Genomic DNA, 16,534 nt, shown 5'->3' with positions numbered 1-16,534 from the left:
CCAACCAGTCACAAGAGTAAACAGACCTTAAGGCCCGGACACCGGTGATCTTCAGCGGCAGCACAGGGTGACGTTGCCGTCCGGCGCCCTCGCGCTGATCTTCCGCGGCGAGCTGGGGTCCTTGCCGATGTTCAGGGTGCTGTTGCGGGCGACCACGGAGACGTCGTACGAGCCCTCGCGCACGTGCACCTGCACGTTGCCGGACGTCCTGACGACGGCCTTCACGGTCGCCGGAGGGTTGACGAACGACAGGCTCACGTTTCCCGCCCCGACCTCCACATCGGTCTCCTCGGAGTTGAGCGCGTCGGCGTGCACGCTGCCGGTGCCGACCCTGGCCCAGAGGGAGCCGGCGACGTCGTCGACGCGCACGTCGCCGGTGACGGAGGTCAGGCGCACGTCGCCGTACACGTCGCCGACGCTGAGCCGGCCACCGGTCGTGCCGGCCTCGATGTCGGTCTCCGGCGGCACGAAGAGCACGTAGTCGGCCATGCAGAGGGGCCCGTCCGGCTGGTCGGCGCCGGGGCAGGCCGCCTCGAGCCGCAGGGTGCTCGTACGCGCGTCCCAGTCCTCCGTGACGGCGGGCCGGTCACGCGTCCACCGCAGGGACCTGTGGATGAACACCTCGCCGGCGTCGCCCGGCAGGATGGACACGTGCACGTCGCCCCTGGCGGCGTTGATCTGGATCCTGCTCTCCGTGAACGGGATGGACCGTAGCTTGACGTCCTCGGGCATCCTGGCCTTGGCGAACACGTGCCAGAGCCCCGCCGTGGACACCAGCAGCGCCACCGTGGTCGTCAGCGCGCCCACGATCAGCCAGGCCGCTCTCATGGCAGGCTCCTGATCCTGAGGAAGCGCAGCACGGCGAGCACTCGCCGGTGGTCGCCCTCGGCGGGTGACAGGTCGAGCTTGGTGAAGATGTTGCCGATGTGCTTGCCGACCGCCCCTTCACTGAGCACCAGCGCCTGGCCGATGCCCGCGTTCGACCGGCCTTCCGCCATCAACTGCAGCACCTCGTGCTCGCGCGGCGTCAGGCGCTCCAGCGGGTCGCTGTTGCCACGTAGCAGCAGCTGGGCGACCACCTCGGGGTCGAGGGCGGTGCCGCCGGAGGCCACCCTGCGCAGCGCGTCGATGAACTCGGCCACGTCGGCCACCCGGTCCTTGAGGAGGTAGCCGACGCCGCCGGTCGCGGCCGAGGCCAGCAGCTGGGCGGCGTAGCGCTCCTCGACGTACTGGGAGAGCACGAGGACCGCGAGGCCCGGCTGCTGGCGGCGCAGCAGGAGTGCGGCCCGCAGCCCCTCGTCGGTGTGCGTGGGCGGCATCCTGACGTCGGTGATGACCAGCTCGGGCCGGTGTTCCTCGGCCGCCCGCAGCAGCCCCTCGGCCTCGTCCACGGCCGCCACCACGTCCATGCCGGAGGCGTCGAGGAGCCGGATCAGGCCCTCCCGCAGCAGCACGGAGTCTTCGGCCAGCACTACTCGCACGGCAGTTCCACCTCGATCGTCGTCGGGCCGCCCAGCGGGCTGGACAACCGGAGCGAGCCGTCGACCGCGTCGATCCGCTGGGCCAGGCCGCGCAGCCCGGTGCCTCCGTCCAGCGTGGCGCCGCCGCAACCGTCATCGTAGACCTCCACGTGCAGGCGGTCGCGCTCACGCCGCACGTTCACCTCGGCCTTGGTGGCCGAGGCGTGTTTGGCGATGTTGGTCAGTGCTTCGGACACGATGAAGAATGCCACCGCCTCGATGGTCGGACTCGTACGCCGCTCGATGTCGACCCGGAGTTTGACCGGCACGGGCGCTCGGGCGGCGACTCCGGACAGCGCCGCGTCCAGGCCCTGGTCGTTGAGCACGGCAGGGTGCAGGCCCCTGACGAAGTCGCGCAGCTCCTTGAGCGCCTGCTTGGCCTCCTCGTGAGCCTGCTCGATCGCCTGGCGGGCCGGCTCGGGCAGGTCGGTCAGGGTGGCCCTGGCCAGGCCGAGGTTCATGGCGAGCGAGACGAGCCGCTGCTGCGCGCCGTCGTGCAGGTCACGCTCGATCCTGCGGCGTTCGGCGTCGGCCGCGTCGATGACGCCGGCCCGGCTCTCGGTCAGCGTCTCGATCCGCTGCCCCAGCTCCGAGCGGCTGGGCCCGAGAAGCGTACGCGCCACCACCAGGTCGAGCGCCGCCATGCCGCGTGCCAGGAAGGGAGCGAGGACGAGCAGCGCGAGCCCCACCCCCATGAAGATCCCCAGCACGCGCCCGTCGCGCAGGTTGAACTCGAACACCATGGGCGCGGGCACCAGCCGCGGCGGCAGGAACGACAGCAGCCCCACGAACGATCCGCCCCACACCACGGCCACCAGGAACGCCGCGGCGGCGCCCACGAACGGCGACAGCAGGTGGTAGGCGATCTGCCGCCACGCTGTGGGGCTCCGCCATCCCGCCAGGGGCGGTGTGGGCGGGATGCGCACCCCCTGGAACGCCGCGAACCGGGAGCACTGCACCCGGGTGAACCACGGCAGGGCCTGCCACAGCAGGCGAGGGACCACGGCCAGCAGGACGGTCAGCCCGCCGAGCAGCACGGCGACCGGCAGGCCGGTCATGACGTGAGCCGTGTCGAGCCAGGCCCGTGCCGACCACGGACGGGGGACTGTCATGCCCCAACGGTATTGACCGGCGGGGAAGCCGCGAAATGGGCCTGGTGTGCTGGTGCGTGGTGGGGCTAGCCCCACCCTTGTCAGAGGACCCGCCGCCGGAAGGCCGCGGGGTCGAACGTGCCGCCCAGCGTGGCGCCCAGCCCTTTGCGCGCCACCTCGGCGAACGCCTGCCTGTCCAGGTCGCCCGCGCCGTCGGGCAGCGCCCCGGCCAGCGGCCGCGCGGCCAGCATCTCGAGGTCGGCCACGCCGCTGCGCGCGGCGGTCCCCGGCCGCCGCGGCCACCGGCCGATGACCAGGCCGGCCAGGTCGAGCCCGCGGTGGGCCAGCGCCTCCAGGGTGAGCGCGGTGTGGTTGACCGCGGCGCCCCCGGCCCCGGCCACGACGAGCACCTGCGCGTTGAGGGAGCGCGCGAGGTCGGCGACGGTGGCGCCGTCCTCGTCGAAGCGCTCCAGCAGCCCTCCGGTGCCCTCCACGACCACCAGCCGGTTGCTCTCACCCAGCTCCCGCACCAGCGTGGCGGCCCCGGCCAGCGACACGGGCGGCATGCCCGCCGCCCTCGCCGCGGCGGCGGGGGAGAGCGGGTCGGTGAACCGGCGCAGCTCGAAGGTGGTGGCCACCCCGGACAGCCGGATCACGTGGTCGACGTCGCCCGGCTCACCGGGGGCCACGCCGGTCTGGGCGGGCTTGACCACGGCGGTCGCCGCCCCGCGCGCCAGCGACAACACGGCCACGGCCGCCGTCACCACGGTCTTGCCCACCCCGGCGCCGGTGCCGGTGACGACGAGAATGCTCATGGACGTCAGCCTAGGAGTCAGCGAAGAACACGGCCCGCGGCGCGCTCGTCACGGCGAGTGCCCCGTGAGCCTTCACGACCGGCGCTCGACGGAGGCGAGCCGGCGTCGGCGGGTCCGGGCAGGGTGGCCTGCCGTAACGCATGAGGTTCTTCACGGACGGCGCAGGCGCGTGACGAACTTGTACCGGTCGCCGCGATAGAGCGACTGGGCCCACTCGACGGGGTTGCCGTCGGCGTCGAAGGCGTGGCGCGTGAGCAGCAGCATCGGCAGGCCGACGTCGACGCCCAGGGCCTTGGCGTCGTAGGGGGTGGCCAGCACCGTCTCGATGATCTCCTCGGCGTCGGTGAGCCGCACGTTGTAGGCGTTGTGCAGGGTCTCGTACAGCGACGCGTGCACCTCCAGCTCGCGCCGCAGCCGGGGGAAGCGGCGGGCGGACAGGTGGGTCGTGTCGATGGAGACCGGCTCGCCGTTGGCCAGCCTGAGGCGGTGGATGCGCAGCACGCGCCCGCCGGGGTTGATGGCCAGGCGCCGGGCCAGGGCCTCGTCGGCGGTGATGTAGCCGATCTCCAGGATCTTGGTGTCCGGCTCCAGACCGGCCGTGCGCAGGTCGCCGATGTAGGAGGTGAGCTGGAGCACCTGGGCCACCTTCGGCTGGGCCACGAACGTGCCCTTGCCCTGGATGCGCAGCAGCCTGCCCTCCACCACCAGCTCGGTCAGCGCCTGCCGGACCGTGGTGCGGGAGGTCTCGAAGCGTACGGCGAGCGTGCGCTCGGGCGGCAGCGCCGTGCCCGGCGAGAGGCTCTTGGTGAGCTCGAGCAGGCTCCGTTTCACGTCGTAGTACTTCGGAACGCGGGGGCTGTCGTCAGTCACGCTCTCACCTTCACTTCTGCCACGGCGGTGAGGGCGTGTCTGGTCACCGCGAGATCATCGGAACTCACTTCGGCCCGAGCGGTCAACCGCGGGCCGGAGCCGCCGACCGGCGCCGAGCGCGTACGACAGCTGGCACGCACGGATCCGGGCTGCTCAGGTTGATGGTGAAGGATATCCACAGCGATGTGCGCGATCGCAACCGAGGCCGGTCCACCAGCCGTGTCGCGGAGGAACCACCCGCCCGTGCGGATCACCTCCGGCTGGTGGCGCGCAGCCCTTTTCCTGCAGCTGAGCGGTGGCGGCGGTGTGATGCTTCTCACCATGTGAGATTTCACGAAACGGTCACCAGGGGGCACGGTGTCAGCACTGTACGAGGATGGCGCGGTACGCCCGCACTCGTACGGGGTTGTGCCCGAGTACCGGCTATGCGGTCAAATGCCCACCTCAGCGGGCCCGCCGCCCGACGGCCGGTTTGGCTGTTGCGGGGGAAAGCACGCATGATGCACTCGTGCCGACACTGAGCGACCTCGTAGCCCGCCACACAGCGCTGGACGAGGCGGATCTCGACTGGCTGCACTCGCTGGTCTCCGACTGGCAGTTGCTGGCCGACCTGTCCTTCGCCGACCTCGTCCTGTGGGCGCCGCTGCTGGGGGAGAACGGCTGGATCGCGATCGCCCAGATGCGGCCGACGACCGGCCCGACCGTCTACCACGACGACATCGTCGGCACCGTGGCGGCCAAGGGCGAGCGCTACCTCATCGACACCGCCTGGAACGAACGCCGCATCTGCCGCGAGGGAGATCCCGACTGGTCCACCGGCGTGCCCGTCAGGGAGGAGACGATCCCCGTGCGGCGCGCCGTCGAGGGCGGCGAGGCCCGCTTCCTCGCGGTGATCCAGCGCTCCACCAACCTCTCCTCCGCCCGCACGCCCTCCCGGCTGGAGCTGACCTACCTCCAGAGCGCCTCCGACCTGGCGCAGATGGTGGCGGAGGGCCGGTTCCCGTTCTCCGGCGACGAGCCGATCCTGGTCCGCTCGCCGCGCGTGGGCGACGGCCTGCTCCGGCTCGACCGGGCGGGGCGCGTCACGTACGCCTCGCCCAACGCCCTGTCCGCCTACCGGCGGCTGGGCCTGCACGCCGATCTGGTGGGGGCGGAGCTGGGGCGGGTCACCGCGCAGTTGTGCTACTCCGACGAGCCCATCAACGAAGACCTCATGATCGTGGCCAGCGGGCGGGCGGCGAAGGGCACCGAGGTCGAGTCCGGCGGCACGATCGTGCAGCTCAGGGCCATCCCGCTGATCGTGGGCGGCGGCCGCATCGGCGCGCTGGTGCTCATCAGGGACGTCACGGAGCTGCGCCGGCGCGAGCGCGAGCTGATGACCAAGGACGCCACGATCCGCGAGATCCACCACCGGGTGAAGAACAACCTGCAGACCGTCGCCGCCCTGCTCCGGCTGCAGGCCAGGCGGCTGCAGGTGCCGGAGGGCAGGGAGGCGCTCGAGGAGGCGGTACGCAGGGTCGGGTCGATCGCGATCGTGCACGAGACGCTTTCTCATGCGCCGGAGGAGTTCGTCGACTTCGACGAGATCGCCGACCGGGTGATCGCGATGGCGGGTGAGGTGTCGGCGGCGGAGGCGGCCGTGACACCGCGGCGCGTCGGAGGTTTCGGCGTGCTGCCGTCGCTCATCGCCACGCCGCTGGCCATGGCGCTGACCGAGCTGTTGCAGAACGCGTTGCAACACGGGAGGCCCAAGCGGCTGGAGGTGGTGGTGGAGCCGGAGCACGACCGGCTCAATCTCACGGTCTGGGACGACGGGGGCGGGCTGCCCAGCGGTTTCGACCTCGACAGCTCCACCAGCCTGGGGCTGCAGATCGTACGCACGCTCGTGGTGGGGGAGCTGTCGGGCCGGCTGTCGATCCAGCCACGGCTGGAAGGCGGCACGGAGGTGGTGATGTCGATCCCGCTCCCGCCGAGCTGACCCGGGCGAATCCGCGTCCGAGCTGCCAGCGGGCACATCCTGTGCGGACGCACCGGAGCAGGGGGGTGTGATCGGGTCAGGCGGAGAGCCGGGCGCGGGCGCGGGCGGAGCGGCGCTTGAGGGCGCGGCGCTCGTCCTCGCTCAGTCCGCCCCAGACGCCGGCGTCCTGTCCGGACTCCAGCGCCCACTTCAGGCAGGCCTCGACGGCGGGGCAGGACCGGCAGACCTGCTTGGCCTCCTCGATCTGCAGGAGGGCGGGGCCGGTGTTGCCGATCGGGAAGAAGAGCTCGGGGTCCACGTCACGGCAGGCAGCTCGGTGGCGCCAGTCCATGCGTCACTCCTTAGTAGATGGAGCCTCTAGGTCGGCTCCGTGCGGCTACTACTTTGTGAAGAGTTTCACTAACTCGCGCGAACGATCACCCGGGATCCTGTTGAGGACCGGGGGCCGCCCGCTTGACGCCCGGAGGACCTCTGGGTTGCGAAAGGTCCTACGTTCCGACGTCAGTGTTGAGCCTTTCAGTCACTTTCAGTGCACGCAAGAGGGTTGACGCGAAGTTTTGGCTGTTATGGATGTCGGATGCGTCACACAATGACCGAATGTAACCAACTAGACCAGAACCTGTAATGCGTTCGGCGTGGACCGGAACGTCACGGTTTCGCGTTCGCCCAGGTAGTCGCCGTCCAGCTCGAAGGCCACCGGGCGGCCCGCGGTGAGCGTGAACTCGGGCTCGTCGTGCAGCTGGACGAGGTGCCGGCCCGACGGTAGGACGTCACTCTCCGTGAGGATATGCCGGATCACCGGCGCGAGCGCGATCGGGCTCATGCGCCGCAGCCCGAGCAGATCGAGCCCGGTCTCGAAGGAGGCCCACGGGGTGGGCGTCACGGGTCGCGTGCCGACGTACGTCCACGGCGAGGTGTTGGAGATGATCGCCATGAACACTCCCTCGGTGGCAGGGATGCCGGGGCCGGTCAGCGTCATCGCGGGATGCCGCTTGTCCGTGGCCAGATAGTGCCGCAGAGCCGTGTTCACATACCGCGTGGGGGTAGCCTTCCTCCCGGCGCCTCTCAGGCCCTCCACGGCCCGCACAACCTCCGCGTCGTATCCCATGCCCGAGCAGAAGGTGAAGTAGCGGCTCTGCCCCTCCCAGAGGGCCTGCCCGAGCCCCACGGTCCTGCGCCGCCCCTCCCTGAGCGCCTCCAGCACCGCGCCCGTCGACTCGACCGGATCGTTCGGCAGCCCCAGGGCACGGGCGAAGACGTTCGCGCTGCCGCCGGGGATGACGATCAGGCCGGGGCGGCCGGTGCTGGGGTCGTCCGCCGCCGGCTCGCCGTCCACCGGGTTCAGCAGGCCGTTGACGGTCTCGTTGATCGTGCCGTCGCCTCCGAGCACCGCCACCAGGTCGTAGCCCTTGGCCCGTGCCGTGGACGCCAGCGAAGCCGCGTGACCGCGGTAGCGGGTCTCCTCGACAGCGAGGTCGACGGCCGCGCCGAGCGCGCGGATCAGCACGTCACGCGTGCGAGCGTTGGTGGTGGTGGCCTTGGGGTTGACCAGCAGCATGGCGCGCATATCGCCAGCGTAGCCGGTTAAGCTCGTCCGCTTTGTGGGCCTAACGTCCTATTTCTCGGACCGTACGGCCCTGGCGGTAGGGTACGGACGTGAACGGTCGCCCGCTTACCCTTCTCATCGCCGCCGCCGTCGTCGCCCTGGAAGGGCTCGTCGCACTGGGGCTCGGCGTGCTCGTCGCGGTGCAGACGCTGACGGGAGCGCCGGCCAACGTGACGACGGCCCTGGCGGAGTCGGGGTTCGCGCTGCTGGTGGCCGCCGGGCTGCTCTGGGTGGCCCTGGGCGGTCTGTTCAGGATGGAGCGGTGGGGGAGGTCACCGGCCGTGCTGACGCAGATCTTCATGCTGGTCATCGCCGTCACGCTCATCCAGTCGGACCAGCCGCAGCTCGGCATCCCGCTGATCGTGGTCGCCGTGACAGGGCTCGTGACCCTGCTGGCGCCCCCCACCACCCACGCTCTCTACGGAGACGGTTAGTCGTCGGCGGTCAGGCCCTCGCGCAGCTGGGCCAGCGTGCGGGCGAGCAGGCGCGAGACGTGCATCTGCGAGATGCCCAGCTCGGTCGCGATCTGCGACTGCGTCATGTTGCCGAAGAAGCGCAGCAGCAGGATACGTTTTTCCCGCGGCGGCAGCCGCTCCAGCAGTGGTTTGAGCGACTCGCGATATTCGACGCCCTCCAGCGACTCGTCGACGATGCCGAGGGAGTCGGACACCGCGGGAGCGTCGTCGTCGCCGGAGTCGGGGGCGTCGAGCGACACGGTCGAGTAGGCGTTGGCCGACTCGAGGCCCTCGAGCACCTCCTCCTCGGTCATCTTCAGGTAGGAGGCCAGCTCGGACACCGTCGGCGCCCGGCCCTCGCGCTGCGACAGATCGCTGATGGCCTTGGTGAGCGAGAGCTTCAGCTCCTGCAGGCGGCGCGGCACGCGCACCGCCCAGCCCTTGTCGCGGAAGTGCCGCTTGATCTCGCCGACGATCGTGGGCGTCGCGTAGGTGGAGAACTCGACGCCCCGGTTGAGGTCGAACCGGTCGATCGACTTGATCAGGCCGATGGTGGCGACCTGGGTGAGGTCGTCGAGCCACTCGCCCCTGTTGCGGAAGCGGCGCGCCAGGTATTCCACCAGAGGAAGGTGGAGCTCGACCAGCTCATCCCTGATGCGCTGGCGGCGCGGCTCCTCAGGACCCAGCTCGGCCAGCTCGGCGAAGAGCCTGCGGGCACGGACCCTGTCGGGCACGGCGTGTTCGCTGGTGGCCATGGCTCCAGTCCTTTCCGTCACGCCGGCCCCGCCGTTCTCTGGGCCGCGCCTCGGCGCTTACGCAGGACGATCGCCATGCGATCGGGGAAGCCCTGGGAAGGTGCCACGGCGTCCACGTCATCGGCCAGGGCCGTCAGCACCATCCAGGCGAAGTCGTCACGCTTGGGAGCGGAGCTGCCGACGGTCGCCACCTCGACCCTGACCTGCATCTCCTGGCCGGTCAGCTCGAACTCGGCGGTCAGGTCGGTGCCGGGCACCGCCTCGCTCAGCAGCATGGCGCACGCCTCGTCGACCGCGATCCGCAGATCCTCGATCTCGTCCAGCGTGAAGTCGAGCCGCGCCGCGAGCCCGGCGGTGGCCGTGCGCAGCACGGACAAGTAGGCACTGGCGGCGGGGAGCCTGATGCTCACCACGTCGCGAATGCCGGCCACGCCCTCCGCGCGGGTCTCGGTTTCCTCGGTCACGTTCCTCCTCGCGTACGTGGGAACCGCCACGTGGCGGGCCGCTGACCGCGACCCACCGTATCCGACGCCAACTGCAACTTACCGTCCCTGAGCGGTGCTTGGACGCTTCAGACTCGCCATCAATGGAAAAGGCTCTGCGCGGCCGCTGACCGCGCAGAGCCTTAGGTGCCGTTTTAGGCGGCCTTGGTCTCCCAGAAGATCTTCGAGATCTCGTCGATCTTGCCCAGCAGATCCTCGGCCTTGCCGACGTCGACCGTGCCCTTGGCGCCGGCGGCGCCCGCGAGCTTTGTCGCGTCCCAGAACAGCTGGTGAAGCTGCGGGTACTGCTCGAGGTGCGGCGGCTTGAAGTAGTCGGTCCAGAGCACCCAGAGGTGGTGCTTGACCAGCTCGGCGCGCTCCTCCTTGATGGTCACCGCGCGGGCCCGGAAGACCGGGTCCTCGTTGGCCGCGTACTTCTCCATGATCGCCTTGACCGACTCGGCCTCGATGCGGGCCTGAGCGGGGTCGTAGACCCCGCAGGGCAGGTCGCAGTGTGCGGATGCGACATGCTTGGGTCGTAGCAGTCGTGCGAGCATCGGAAAGTCCTTCCTTGATGCTGAATCAGCTTGGTCCACAACCGACCTTACTCGGGTCCCAGTGCCCGTGGAGTAGGGGGTCGCAGCCCATGAGAGTGCGTGTCGAAGGCGATTCGATGCGTCCGGCGCTGGCGCCGGGAGACTGGCTTCTCGTCCGGCGCGGCGCGACCGTGCGCCCGGGGGACCTCGTGGTGGCCAGGCTCCCCGGCGACCCCGAACGCCTCATCGTGAAACGGGCGCGGTGGCACGGGGCGGACGGGTGGTGGCTGGAGAGCGACAACCAGCGGGCCGGCGGCCGGCGCGACAGCTGGGACTTCGGCCCCGTCCACGACATCGTCGGCCGGGTGGTGCTGCGCTACTGGCCACTGGCGCGCCGGGCCCGCTCGCCGGTGCGGTGAGTCAGGAGGCGTTCTTGCGGCGGGCGCGGAAGGCGGCCACGTTCGCGCGGCTGGCGCAGCGGGCCGAGCAGTAGCGGCGCGAGCGGTTGGACGAGGTGTCGAGGAACGCCTTGCCGCAGCGCGGGTCGAGGCACCGGCCGAGCCGGTCGACGCCCAGCTCGGCCACGACCGCGGCCAGGCCCATCACGGCGCAGGCGGCGTAGTCGTCGGCCAGGTGGAGATGCCAGGGCCGGCCGTCGTGGTCGGAGAGCTGAGGGCGTACGGGATAGCGCACGAGCAGGGTGTTGAGCAGCGCGACCACCCGCCGGTCGTCGCCGGCCGCGTCGAACACGGCGGCCAGCTCGTCGCGCAGGCGAGCGAGGTCGGGCGGCGGGGCGGGATCGTCGGCCAGCCGGACAGCCCACTCGGCGTAAGAGGTCAGGTCCATTCTGGTTCATTACACCATGGCCGCCGGTGCGGCGGGGCGGCTCGGGGAGACGCCCCGCCGGCCGCGGCTATCCCTCGGGGTGCAGCACCCGGTGCAGGAACGCCTTGGTGCGCTCGTGCCGCGGGTCGCCGATGACCTGGGACGGAGGGCCGTCCTCGACGACCACGCCGCCGTCCATGAACACCACCCGGTCGGCCACCTCGCGGGCGAAGCCCATCTCGTGGGTGACCACGAGCATGGTCATCCCCTCCTCGGCCAGCTTGCGCATGACGGTCAGCACGTCGCCGACCAGCTCGGGGTCGAGCGCCGAGGTCGGCTCGTCGAACAACATCAGGCTGGGGTCCATGGCCAGCGCCCTCGCGATGGCCACCCGCTGCTGCTGCCCGCCCGAGAGCTGGCCGGGCAGCGAGTCGCACTTCTCGCCGACGCCGACCTTGTCGAGGTTCTCCCTGGCGGCGACCTCGGCCTCGCGCTTGCCGCGCTTCAGCACCCGCTGCTGGGCGATCATCACGTTCTGCAGCGCGGTCATGTGGGGGAAGAGGTTGAACTGCTGGAAGACCATGCCGATGCGGCGGCGTACGGCGTCGATGTCGACGTCGGGGTCGGTGACCTCGGTGCCCTCCACGAACACCTTGCCCTTGGTGGGCTGCTCCAGCAGGTTGACGCAGCGCAGCAGGGTGGACTTGCCCGATCCCGAGGGGCCGATCACGCAGACCACCTGCCCGGGCTCGACCGTCATGTCGATGCCCTTGAGCACTTCGTTCTTGCCGAAGTATTTGTGCAGGTCCTTGAGCTCGATGGCGTGCGTCATCGGTTCCTCCCCTTACGTCCCTCCAGCCGGGACGCGAGGTATCCCAGCGGGATCGTGACGATCAGGTACGTCACGCCCGCCACCATGATGGGCGTGGCGTTGGCGTACTGGGAGGCCAGGTCGTTGCCGAACTTGGCCAGCTCGACATATTCGCCGGAGACGCCCAGGAACAACACCAGCGACGAGTCCTTGAGCAGGGAGACGAACTGGTTGGTCGTCGGCGGGATGACCATGCGCACGGCCTGGGGGATCACCACCGTGACCTGTGCCCTGGTCGCCGACATGCCGAGCGACCTGGCGGCCTCGGTCTGGCCCTTGGGCACGGCCTGCAGCCCGGCGCGGAACACCTCCGCCTGGTAGGCGGCGCCGACCAGGCCGAGCCCGAGGATGCCCTGGCCGTAGGTGCCGAACGGCACCTCGAACCCGGGCAGCGCCAGCGGCAGGAAGGTGATCATCAGGAAGATCAGCAGCGCGGGCAGGCCGCGGAAGATCTCGATGTAGAGGATCGCGATCCACCGGTAGGGCTTGACCTGGGAGAGGCGCATGAGCGCGAGCACCAGGCCCAGCACGAACGCGAAGACGAACCCTCCGACGGCGTAGATGATCGTGTTGCGCAGCGCGATGGTGAAGAGGTCTGGCAGCGCCTGCTCGGCCACCTGAACCTTGGCGAAGTTCTCGGCGAGGCTGCCCCAGTCGGCGTACAGCGCCACGGCGACGAGCGCCACGACCAGGATGGCGTACTGGACGCCGCGGCTGATCTGCTGTTTTTTCCGGGGGCTGAACCTGGCGCGGACAGGCTCAGCCGTCGTCGGCTGGTCGGCCATGGATCAGCTCAGCTCGCCCGGCTTCTTGTCGAACCACTTCACGAAGATCTTCTCGTACGTGCCGTCCTGCTTGGCCTTGGCGATCTCTTCATTGATCGTCTTGAGGAGCACCGGGTCGGCGTCCTTCTTCAGGCCGATGCCGTACTGCTCGCCGGTGTCGAGGCTGGCGATCATCTCGAACTTGGCCGCGATCTCGGGCTTCTTCAGCCAGGTGAGCACGACGGGCAGGTCCTGGACGATCACGTCGGCCTGGCCGGCCTGCAGGGCGAGCAGTTCCTTGGACGAGTCGGCGTACTCGGTCGGGTTGTGGCCGTGCTTCTTGACGTAGTCGAGGCCGGTGGTGCTGGCCTGCGCGCCCAGCTTGAGCCCCTTGGCCTTGACGTCCTCCAGCGACGTGGCGCCCGTGCCCTTCTTGGCCAGCAGCGCCTGCGTGGCGTCGAAGTAAGGGTCGGAGAAGGTGATGTTCTGCTGGCGCTCCGGGGTGATGGTCATGCCGGCGGCGGCCACGTCGCACTTCTTGGCGGCCATGGCGGCGCCGCTCTTGATCACCGCGAAGTCGATGTCGACGATGTTCTGCTCCACGCCGAGCTTCTTCGCGGCGAGGTCGACGATGTCCACGTCGAACCCGACGATCTTGCCGGTGTCGTCCTTGAACTGGAAGGGTTCGTACGGGATGTTGGTGCAGACGGTGAGCTTGCCCGGCTGGACGAGCTGGGCGCCACCGGCTGCGGAGGCGCTGGCGCTCGTGGTGCCGGAGCTCGAGCCGGATTCGCTGCCGCACGCTGTCAGCACGAGAGCGGCGGTCAGGGCGAGCGCGCCGGCGGCGTAGCCACGGCGGCCTCTGAGGCTGAGGGCCATGAACGGCCTCCTAGGAGTGAAAAGCCACGAAACTTGCGTTTTGTGCAGTTTAAATGGGGTTTTGTGCAGGTACGTCATCTGTGATTTAACAATGCGTCAACGGAACGGCGTCGGCGCCGACACCATCTCACCATGTGGCAAGATGGGCACACGGGTGACCCCCGTACCCCCTCCGAGACGACCGACGAGGGGATCCTGGCAGCTACCGAGGCCAGCCCGCTCGCGCTCGTCCGCCGAAGGTCTCTTCCGCTACCGATCACACAGGGGTCGTTGTGGCTGCCAAGCCCGCTTCTTCTTCACTTGACACGCTCGACGCCGATCCTGCTTTCGCGCTGCATCGCGGGGGCAAGCTCGAGGTCCGTTCCACCGTTCCCGTCCGTGACGCCGACGACCTGTCGCTGGCCTACACGCCCGGCGTCGCCCGGGTCTGCACCGCGATCGCCGAGAATCCCGCGCTGGCCGACGACTACACCTGGGTCCCCAACGTGGTCGCCGTCGTCTCCGACGGCACCGCCGTGCTCGGCCTGGGCGACATCGGCCCCTCGGCCGCCATGCCGGTCATGGAGGGCAAGGCCCTGCTGTTCAAGGAGTTCGCCGGCGTCGACGCCGTGCCGATCTGCCTCGACTGCACCGACGTCGACGCGCTGGTCGAGACCGTCGTGCGGCTCGCGCCCTCGTTCGGCGGCATCAACCTCGAGGACATCAGCGCCCCGCGCTGCTTCGAGGTCGAAGACCGGCTGCGCGACCTGCTCGACATCCCCGTCTTCCACGACGACCAGCACGGCACCGCCATCGTGGTGCTCGCCGCGCTCCAGAACGCCGCCCGCCTGACCGGCCGCGCGCTCGGCGACCTGCGCGCCGTGGTGGCCGGCGCGGGCGCCTCCGGCGTCGCGGTCACCAAGATCCTCCTGGAGGCGGGTGTCGGTGACATCGCCGTCGCCGACTCCAAGGGCATGATCTACGAGGGCCGGGAGGGCCTCAACCCGGTCAAGGAGGCGCTCGCCCGCCAGACCAACCGGGCCGGGCACGCCGGGTCGACGGAGGACGCCCTCGCGGGCGCCGACGTGTTCATCGGGCTGTCGGGGTCGACGGTGCCGGAGCAGGCCATCGCGTCCATGGCTCCCGAGGCCGTAGTGTTCGCCCTGTCCAACCCGACGCCCGAGGTCGAGCCCGACGTGGCCGCCAAACACGTTGCCGTCGTCGCCACCGGGCGCTCCGACCACCCCAACCAGATCAACAACGTGCTGGCCTTCCCCGGCGTCTTCCGCGGCGCCCTCGACGTGCGGGCCACGACCATCACGGAGAACATGAAGGTGGCCGCGGCCACCGCGCTCGCGACCGTCGTCAGTGACGACCTGTCGGCGACGTACGTCATCCCGAGCCCGTTCGACGACCGGGTCGCGCCCGCCGTGACGGCCGCCGTGGCCGCCCAGGCCCGCGCCGACGGCGTCGCCCGCGCCTGACCTGCGGCAACTCCTGAGAGCGGGGGCCCGACGGCCCTCGCTCTCTTCTTGCCACGGTTGTCTCCTGCGACGGCGGGTAGTGGCGGATCTTCTCCATGAGGGGGGATCGCCGACGGCCGGGTGCGGGACGGAGTCTGGTTGAGGTCAGCGAACTTCCATAAAATCTTTACGCTAGGTGCTATAACTGTAGCTCTCTGTAAAGATTGTGGGCGCCGGCTCCTGCAACGAGGAGAGCGATGGAACGCGAGCCTAACCGTCTGCTGCAGCAACTCATCGCGGAGGCGGGGTTCTCCCATAAGGGACTGGCCAGACGTCTCAACGATCTGGGAGCCGCGCGCGGGACACCAGGCCTCAAGTACGACCACAGTTCCGTGCTGCGCTGGATCAGCGGCCAGAAGCCGCGCGATCCCGTGCCGAGTCTGCTCACCGAGATCTTCGCGCTACGGCTGGGCAGGCGGGTCACCTCTGACGACCTGGGCATGCCGGCCATCTCCCCCCTCGATCTCGGACAGGAGTTCACGCACACCTGGCAGGAGGGGGTCGCGACCGTGACGGCGCTATGGCGTGCCGATGTAGAGCGACGAAGGTTCCTGATCGACTCGACATTCGCGATCGGAGCCGGCTCCGTAGGAGCCATACGCTGGCTGACGTCCCCCACCGAGGGGCGCCCGAGCGGCATGGGCGCGCGGCGGGTGGGCCGCGCGGACATCGTCGCCATCCGCGAGGTCACCCGATCGTTCGGTGAGCTCGACAACCGCTTCGGCAGCGGCCGCGTCCGCTCGTCCGTGGTGAGATACCTCGACAACGCCGTCTCGCCGCTGCTCAAGGACGGCTCCTACGACGACGCCACCGGCAAGCAGCTGGCCTCCGCGGCCGCCGAGCTGACCCGGCTGGCCGGGTGGATGGCCTACGACATGGAGCAGCACGGCCTCGCCCAGCGCTACCTCATCCAGGCCCTGCGCCTGGCCAGGGGAGCCGACGACCAGACCCTGGGCGGCGAGATCCTGGCCGGCATGGCCCACCAGGCCATCTACATGGGCCAGCCGGCGCACGCACTCGACCTGGCCAGGGCCGCCCAGATGGCGGCTCGCGACGCCGGCGTCAAAACCCTGCTGGCCTCCTCCCAGGTCCTGGAGGCCCACGCCCACGCCGGCATGGGCGACACCCGCTCCTGCTCCGCCTCGCTCAACGAGGCGGAGCGGGCCTTCGACGCCCGCAGGCCCGCCGACGAGCCCCCGTGGCTGAGCTACTTCGACGAGGCCTACCTGTCGGCCAAGTTCGCCCACTGCTTTCGCGACCTGGGAGAGGGCGAGCAGGTCGTCCGCCACGCGCACCGCTCGCTCGACATGGACTCCCGCTACGTGCGAGGGCGGATGTTCAACCTGTCGCTGCTGGCCGCCGGGCTGCTGCAGTCGGGCGAGCTGGAGGAGGCCTGCAAGGTCGCGTCCAGCGCGCTGGCGTTGTCGGGCGAGCTGCAGTCGGCCAGGTCCCGTTCCTACGCCGGCGACCTCCGGCGGCGCCTGAAGCCCCACCGCAACGAGCGGCCCGTGCGGGCGCTGCGCGAGCGCGAGCTGTCCACCGCCGTCTAGACCCGCCGTTCTCACAGTGCCGTCCGGACACGGAA

The 16,534-nt window shown here is 70.1% G+C and carries 19 protein-coding genes; 5 read left to right on the top strand and 14 right to left on the bottom strand.

Translation table 11 applies throughout. The features are described 5' to 3' along the window. Positions 1 to 51: 51 nt before the first annotated feature. The 5 genes from ACZ6SA_RS18100 to ACZ6SA_RS18080 all read right to left on the bottom strand — a co-directional run bounded on the left by ACZ6SA_RS18100 (position 52) and on the right by ACZ6SA_RS18080 (position 4,296). The gene (locus ACZ6SA_RS18100; RefSeq protein ID WP_465829055.1) at positions 52 to 828 is read right to left on the bottom strand and encodes a DUF4097 family beta strand repeat-containing protein; all 777 of its coding nucleotides are present in this window, start codon (positions 826 to 828) and stop codon (positions 52 to 54) included. Next, the gene (locus ACZ6SA_RS18095) at positions 825 to 1,481 is read right to left on the bottom strand and encodes a response regulator transcription factor (protein ID WP_347624504.1); all 657 of its coding nucleotides are present in this window, start codon (positions 1,479 to 1,481) and stop codon (positions 825 to 827) included. The genes ACZ6SA_RS18100 and ACZ6SA_RS18095 overlap by 4 nt, the downstream gene beginning before the upstream one ends. Beyond that, a complete protein-coding gene (locus tag ACZ6SA_RS18090; protein WP_347650484.1) occupies positions 1,472 to 2,632 on the bottom strand; it encodes a sensor histidine kinase in 1,161 nt (386 codons plus the stop codon). The genes ACZ6SA_RS18095 and ACZ6SA_RS18090 overlap by 10 nt, the downstream gene beginning before the upstream one ends. Positions 2,633 to 2,712: 80 nt before the next feature. After that, positions 2,713 to 3,426, bottom strand: coding sequence for a dethiobiotin synthase (gene bioD / locus ACZ6SA_RS18085; RefSeq protein ID WP_347650485.1), 714 nt, complete (start codon positions 3,424 to 3,426; stop codon positions 2,713 to 2,715). A gap of 150 nt (positions 3,427 to 3,576) precedes the next feature. After that, a complete protein-coding gene (locus tag ACZ6SA_RS18080) occupies positions 3,577 to 4,296 on the bottom strand; it encodes a GntR family transcriptional regulator (RefSeq protein WP_347624501.1) in 720 nt (239 codons plus the stop codon). Between the two features lie 508 nt (positions 4,297 to 4,804). On the opposite strand from ACZ6SA_RS18080, the gene ACZ6SA_RS18075 reads away from it, so the two are divergent. Then, positions 4,805 to 6,274, top strand: coding sequence for a histidine kinase N-terminal domain-containing protein (locus ACZ6SA_RS18075; RefSeq protein WP_347650486.1), 1,470 nt, complete (start codon positions 4,805 to 4,807; stop codon positions 6,272 to 6,274). Between the two features lie 76 nt (positions 6,275 to 6,350). Here the strand turns inward: ACZ6SA_RS18075 and ACZ6SA_RS18070 are convergent, their stop codons facing one another. Together ACZ6SA_RS18070 and ACZ6SA_RS18065 are read right to left on the bottom strand one after the other, a co-directional pair. Continuing rightward, positions 6,351 to 6,605 (bottom strand): WhiB family transcriptional regulator, encoded by a 255-nt coding sequence (locus ACZ6SA_RS18070; protein WP_347624499.1) that lies wholly within the window; start codon positions 6,603 to 6,605, stop codon positions 6,351 to 6,353. A 276-nt stretch (positions 6,606 to 6,881) separates the two neighbouring features. Beyond that, entirely contained in the window at positions 6,882 to 7,841 is a 960-nt protein-coding gene (locus tag ACZ6SA_RS18065) for a diacylglycerol/lipid kinase family protein (RefSeq protein ID WP_347650487.1), read from the bottom strand. 89 nt (positions 7,842 to 7,930) lie between these two features. Here ACZ6SA_RS18065 and ACZ6SA_RS18060 point away from each other — a divergent pair, with 89 nt between their 5' ends. Continuing rightward, positions 7,931 to 8,314 carry a hypothetical protein gene (locus ACZ6SA_RS18060; protein ID WP_347650488.1) on the top strand — a complete coding sequence of 128 codons (384 nt, stop codon included), beginning with the start codon at positions 7,931 to 7,933 and terminating at the stop codon, positions 8,312 to 8,314. Here the strand turns inward: ACZ6SA_RS18060 and ACZ6SA_RS18055 are convergent. The 3 genes from ACZ6SA_RS18055 to sodN form a co-directional block, all read right to left on the bottom strand. Then, positions 8,311 to 9,090, bottom strand: coding sequence for an RNA polymerase sigma factor SigF (locus tag ACZ6SA_RS18055; RefSeq protein ID WP_171055307.1), 780 nt, complete (start codon positions 9,088 to 9,090; stop codon positions 8,311 to 8,313). The genes ACZ6SA_RS18060 and ACZ6SA_RS18055 overlap by 4 nt on opposite strands. Before the next feature lie 17 nt (positions 9,091 to 9,107). After that, a complete protein-coding gene (locus tag ACZ6SA_RS18050) occupies positions 9,108 to 9,554 on the bottom strand; it encodes an ATP-binding protein (protein WP_132510121.1) in 447 nt (148 codons plus the stop codon). 173 nt (positions 9,555 to 9,727) lie between these two features. Next, positions 9,728 to 10,129 (bottom strand): superoxide dismutase, Ni, encoded by a 402-nt coding sequence (gene sodN, locus ACZ6SA_RS18045; RefSeq protein WP_132331356.1) that lies wholly within the window; start codon positions 10,127 to 10,129, stop codon positions 9,728 to 9,730. Positions 10,130 to 10,146: 17 nt separating this feature from the next. On the opposite strand from sodN, the gene ACZ6SA_RS18040 reads away from it, so the two are divergent. Continuing rightward, positions 10,147 to 10,527: a S24 family peptidase gene (locus ACZ6SA_RS18040; RefSeq protein WP_465829048.1), complete on the top strand. Its 381-nt coding sequence runs from the start codon at positions 10,147 to 10,149 to the stop codon at positions 10,525 to 10,527. A gap of 1 nt (position 10,528) precedes the next feature. Here the strand turns inward: ACZ6SA_RS18040 and ACZ6SA_RS18035 are convergent, their stop codons facing one another. The 4 genes from ACZ6SA_RS18035 to ACZ6SA_RS18020 form a co-directional block, all read right to left on the bottom strand. Next, positions 10,529 to 10,954 (bottom strand): CGNR zinc finger domain-containing protein, encoded by a 426-nt coding sequence (locus tag ACZ6SA_RS18035; protein ID WP_347624494.1) that lies wholly within the window; start codon positions 10,952 to 10,954, stop codon positions 10,529 to 10,531. Between the two features lie 67 nt (positions 10,955 to 11,021). Continuing rightward, complete coding sequence (locus ACZ6SA_RS18030) at positions 11,022 to 11,765, bottom strand: amino acid ABC transporter ATP-binding protein (protein ID WP_465829046.1); 744 nt, start codon at positions 11,763 to 11,765, stop codon at positions 11,022 to 11,024. Further along, entirely contained in the window at positions 11,762 to 12,589 is an 828-nt protein-coding gene (locus tag ACZ6SA_RS18025; protein WP_347650492.1) for an amino acid ABC transporter permease, read from the bottom strand. The genes ACZ6SA_RS18030 and ACZ6SA_RS18025 overlap by 4 nt, the downstream gene beginning before the upstream one ends. 3 nt (positions 12,590 to 12,592) lie before the next feature. After that, positions 12,593 to 13,447, bottom strand: coding sequence for an ABC transporter substrate-binding protein (locus ACZ6SA_RS18020; RefSeq protein ID WP_465829043.1), 855 nt, complete (start codon positions 13,445 to 13,447; stop codon positions 12,593 to 12,595). Positions 13,448 to 13,719: 272 nt separating this feature from the next. On the opposite strand from ACZ6SA_RS18020, the gene ACZ6SA_RS18015 reads away from it, so the two are divergent. Next, positions 13,720 to 14,910: an NAD(P)-dependent malic enzyme gene (locus ACZ6SA_RS18015; RefSeq protein WP_347650494.1), complete on the top strand. Its 1,191-nt coding sequence runs from the start codon at positions 13,720 to 13,722 to the stop codon at positions 14,908 to 14,910. 236 nt (positions 14,911 to 15,146) lie between these two features. Beyond that, positions 15,147 to 16,499, top strand: coding sequence for a tetratricopeptide repeat protein (locus ACZ6SA_RS18010; protein WP_347650495.1), 1,353 nt, complete (start codon positions 15,147 to 15,149; stop codon positions 16,497 to 16,499). The last annotated feature ends 35 nt before the right edge of the window (positions 16,500 to 16,534 follow it).

It is taken from the genome of Nonomuraea sp. NPDC049378, from assembly GCF_055586745.1.
The sequence above is the reverse complement of the archived record's forward strand: the minus strand, read 5'-3'. Positions and strand labels throughout refer to the sequence as shown.

Excerpts from the sequence above, each read along its gene's own strand:
- ACZ6SA_RS18030 (WP_465829046.1), bottom strand. The coding sequence starts at position 11,765 with ATGACGCACGCCATCGAGCTCAAGGACCTGCACAAATACTTCGGCAAG.
- ACZ6SA_RS18055 (WP_171055307.1), bottom strand. The coding sequence starts at position 9,090 with ATGGCCACCAGCGAACACGCCGTGCCCGACAGGGTCCGTGCCCGCAGG.
- ACZ6SA_RS18025 (WP_347650492.1), bottom strand. The coding sequence starts at position 12,589 with ATGGCCGACCAGCCGACGACGGCTGAGCCTGTCCGCGCCAGGTTCAGC.
- ACZ6SA_RS18070 (WP_347624499.1), bottom strand. The coding sequence starts at position 6,605 with ATGGACTGGCGCCACCGAGCTGCCTGCCGTGACGTGGACCCCGAGCTC.
- sodN (WP_132331356.1), bottom strand. The coding sequence starts at position 10,129 with ATGCTCGCACGACTGCTACGACCCAAGCATGTCGCATCCGCACACTGC.
- bioD (WP_347650485.1), bottom strand. The coding sequence starts at position 3,426 with ATGAGCATTCTCGTCGTCACCGGCACCGGCGCCGGGGTGGGCAAGACC.
- ACZ6SA_RS18020 (WP_465829043.1), bottom strand. The coding sequence starts at position 13,447 with ATGGCCCTCAGCCTCAGAGGCCGCCGTGGCTACGCCGCCGGCGCGCTC.
- ACZ6SA_RS18100 (WP_465829055.1), bottom strand. The coding sequence starts at position 828 with ATGAGAGCGGCCTGGCTGATCGTGGGCGCGCTGACGACCACGGTGGCG.
- ACZ6SA_RS18010 (WP_347650495.1), top strand. The coding sequence starts at position 15,147 with ATGGAACGCGAGCCTAACCGTCTGCTGCAGCAACTCATCGCGGAGGCG.
- ACZ6SA_RS18065 (WP_347650487.1), bottom strand. The coding sequence starts at position 7,841 with ATGCGCGCCATGCTGCTGGTCAACCCCAAGGCCACCACCACCAACGCT.
- ACZ6SA_RS18040 (WP_465829048.1), top strand. The coding sequence starts at position 10,147 with ATGCTGAATCAGCTTGGTCCACAACCGACCTTACTCGGGTCCCAGTGC.
- ACZ6SA_RS18090 (WP_347650484.1), bottom strand. The coding sequence starts at position 2,632 with ATGACAGTCCCCCGTCCGTGGTCGGCACGGGCCTGGCTCGACACGGCT.
- ACZ6SA_RS18035 (WP_347624494.1), bottom strand. The coding sequence starts at position 10,954 with ATGGACCTGACCTCTTACGCCGAGTGGGCTGTCCGGCTGGCCGACGAT.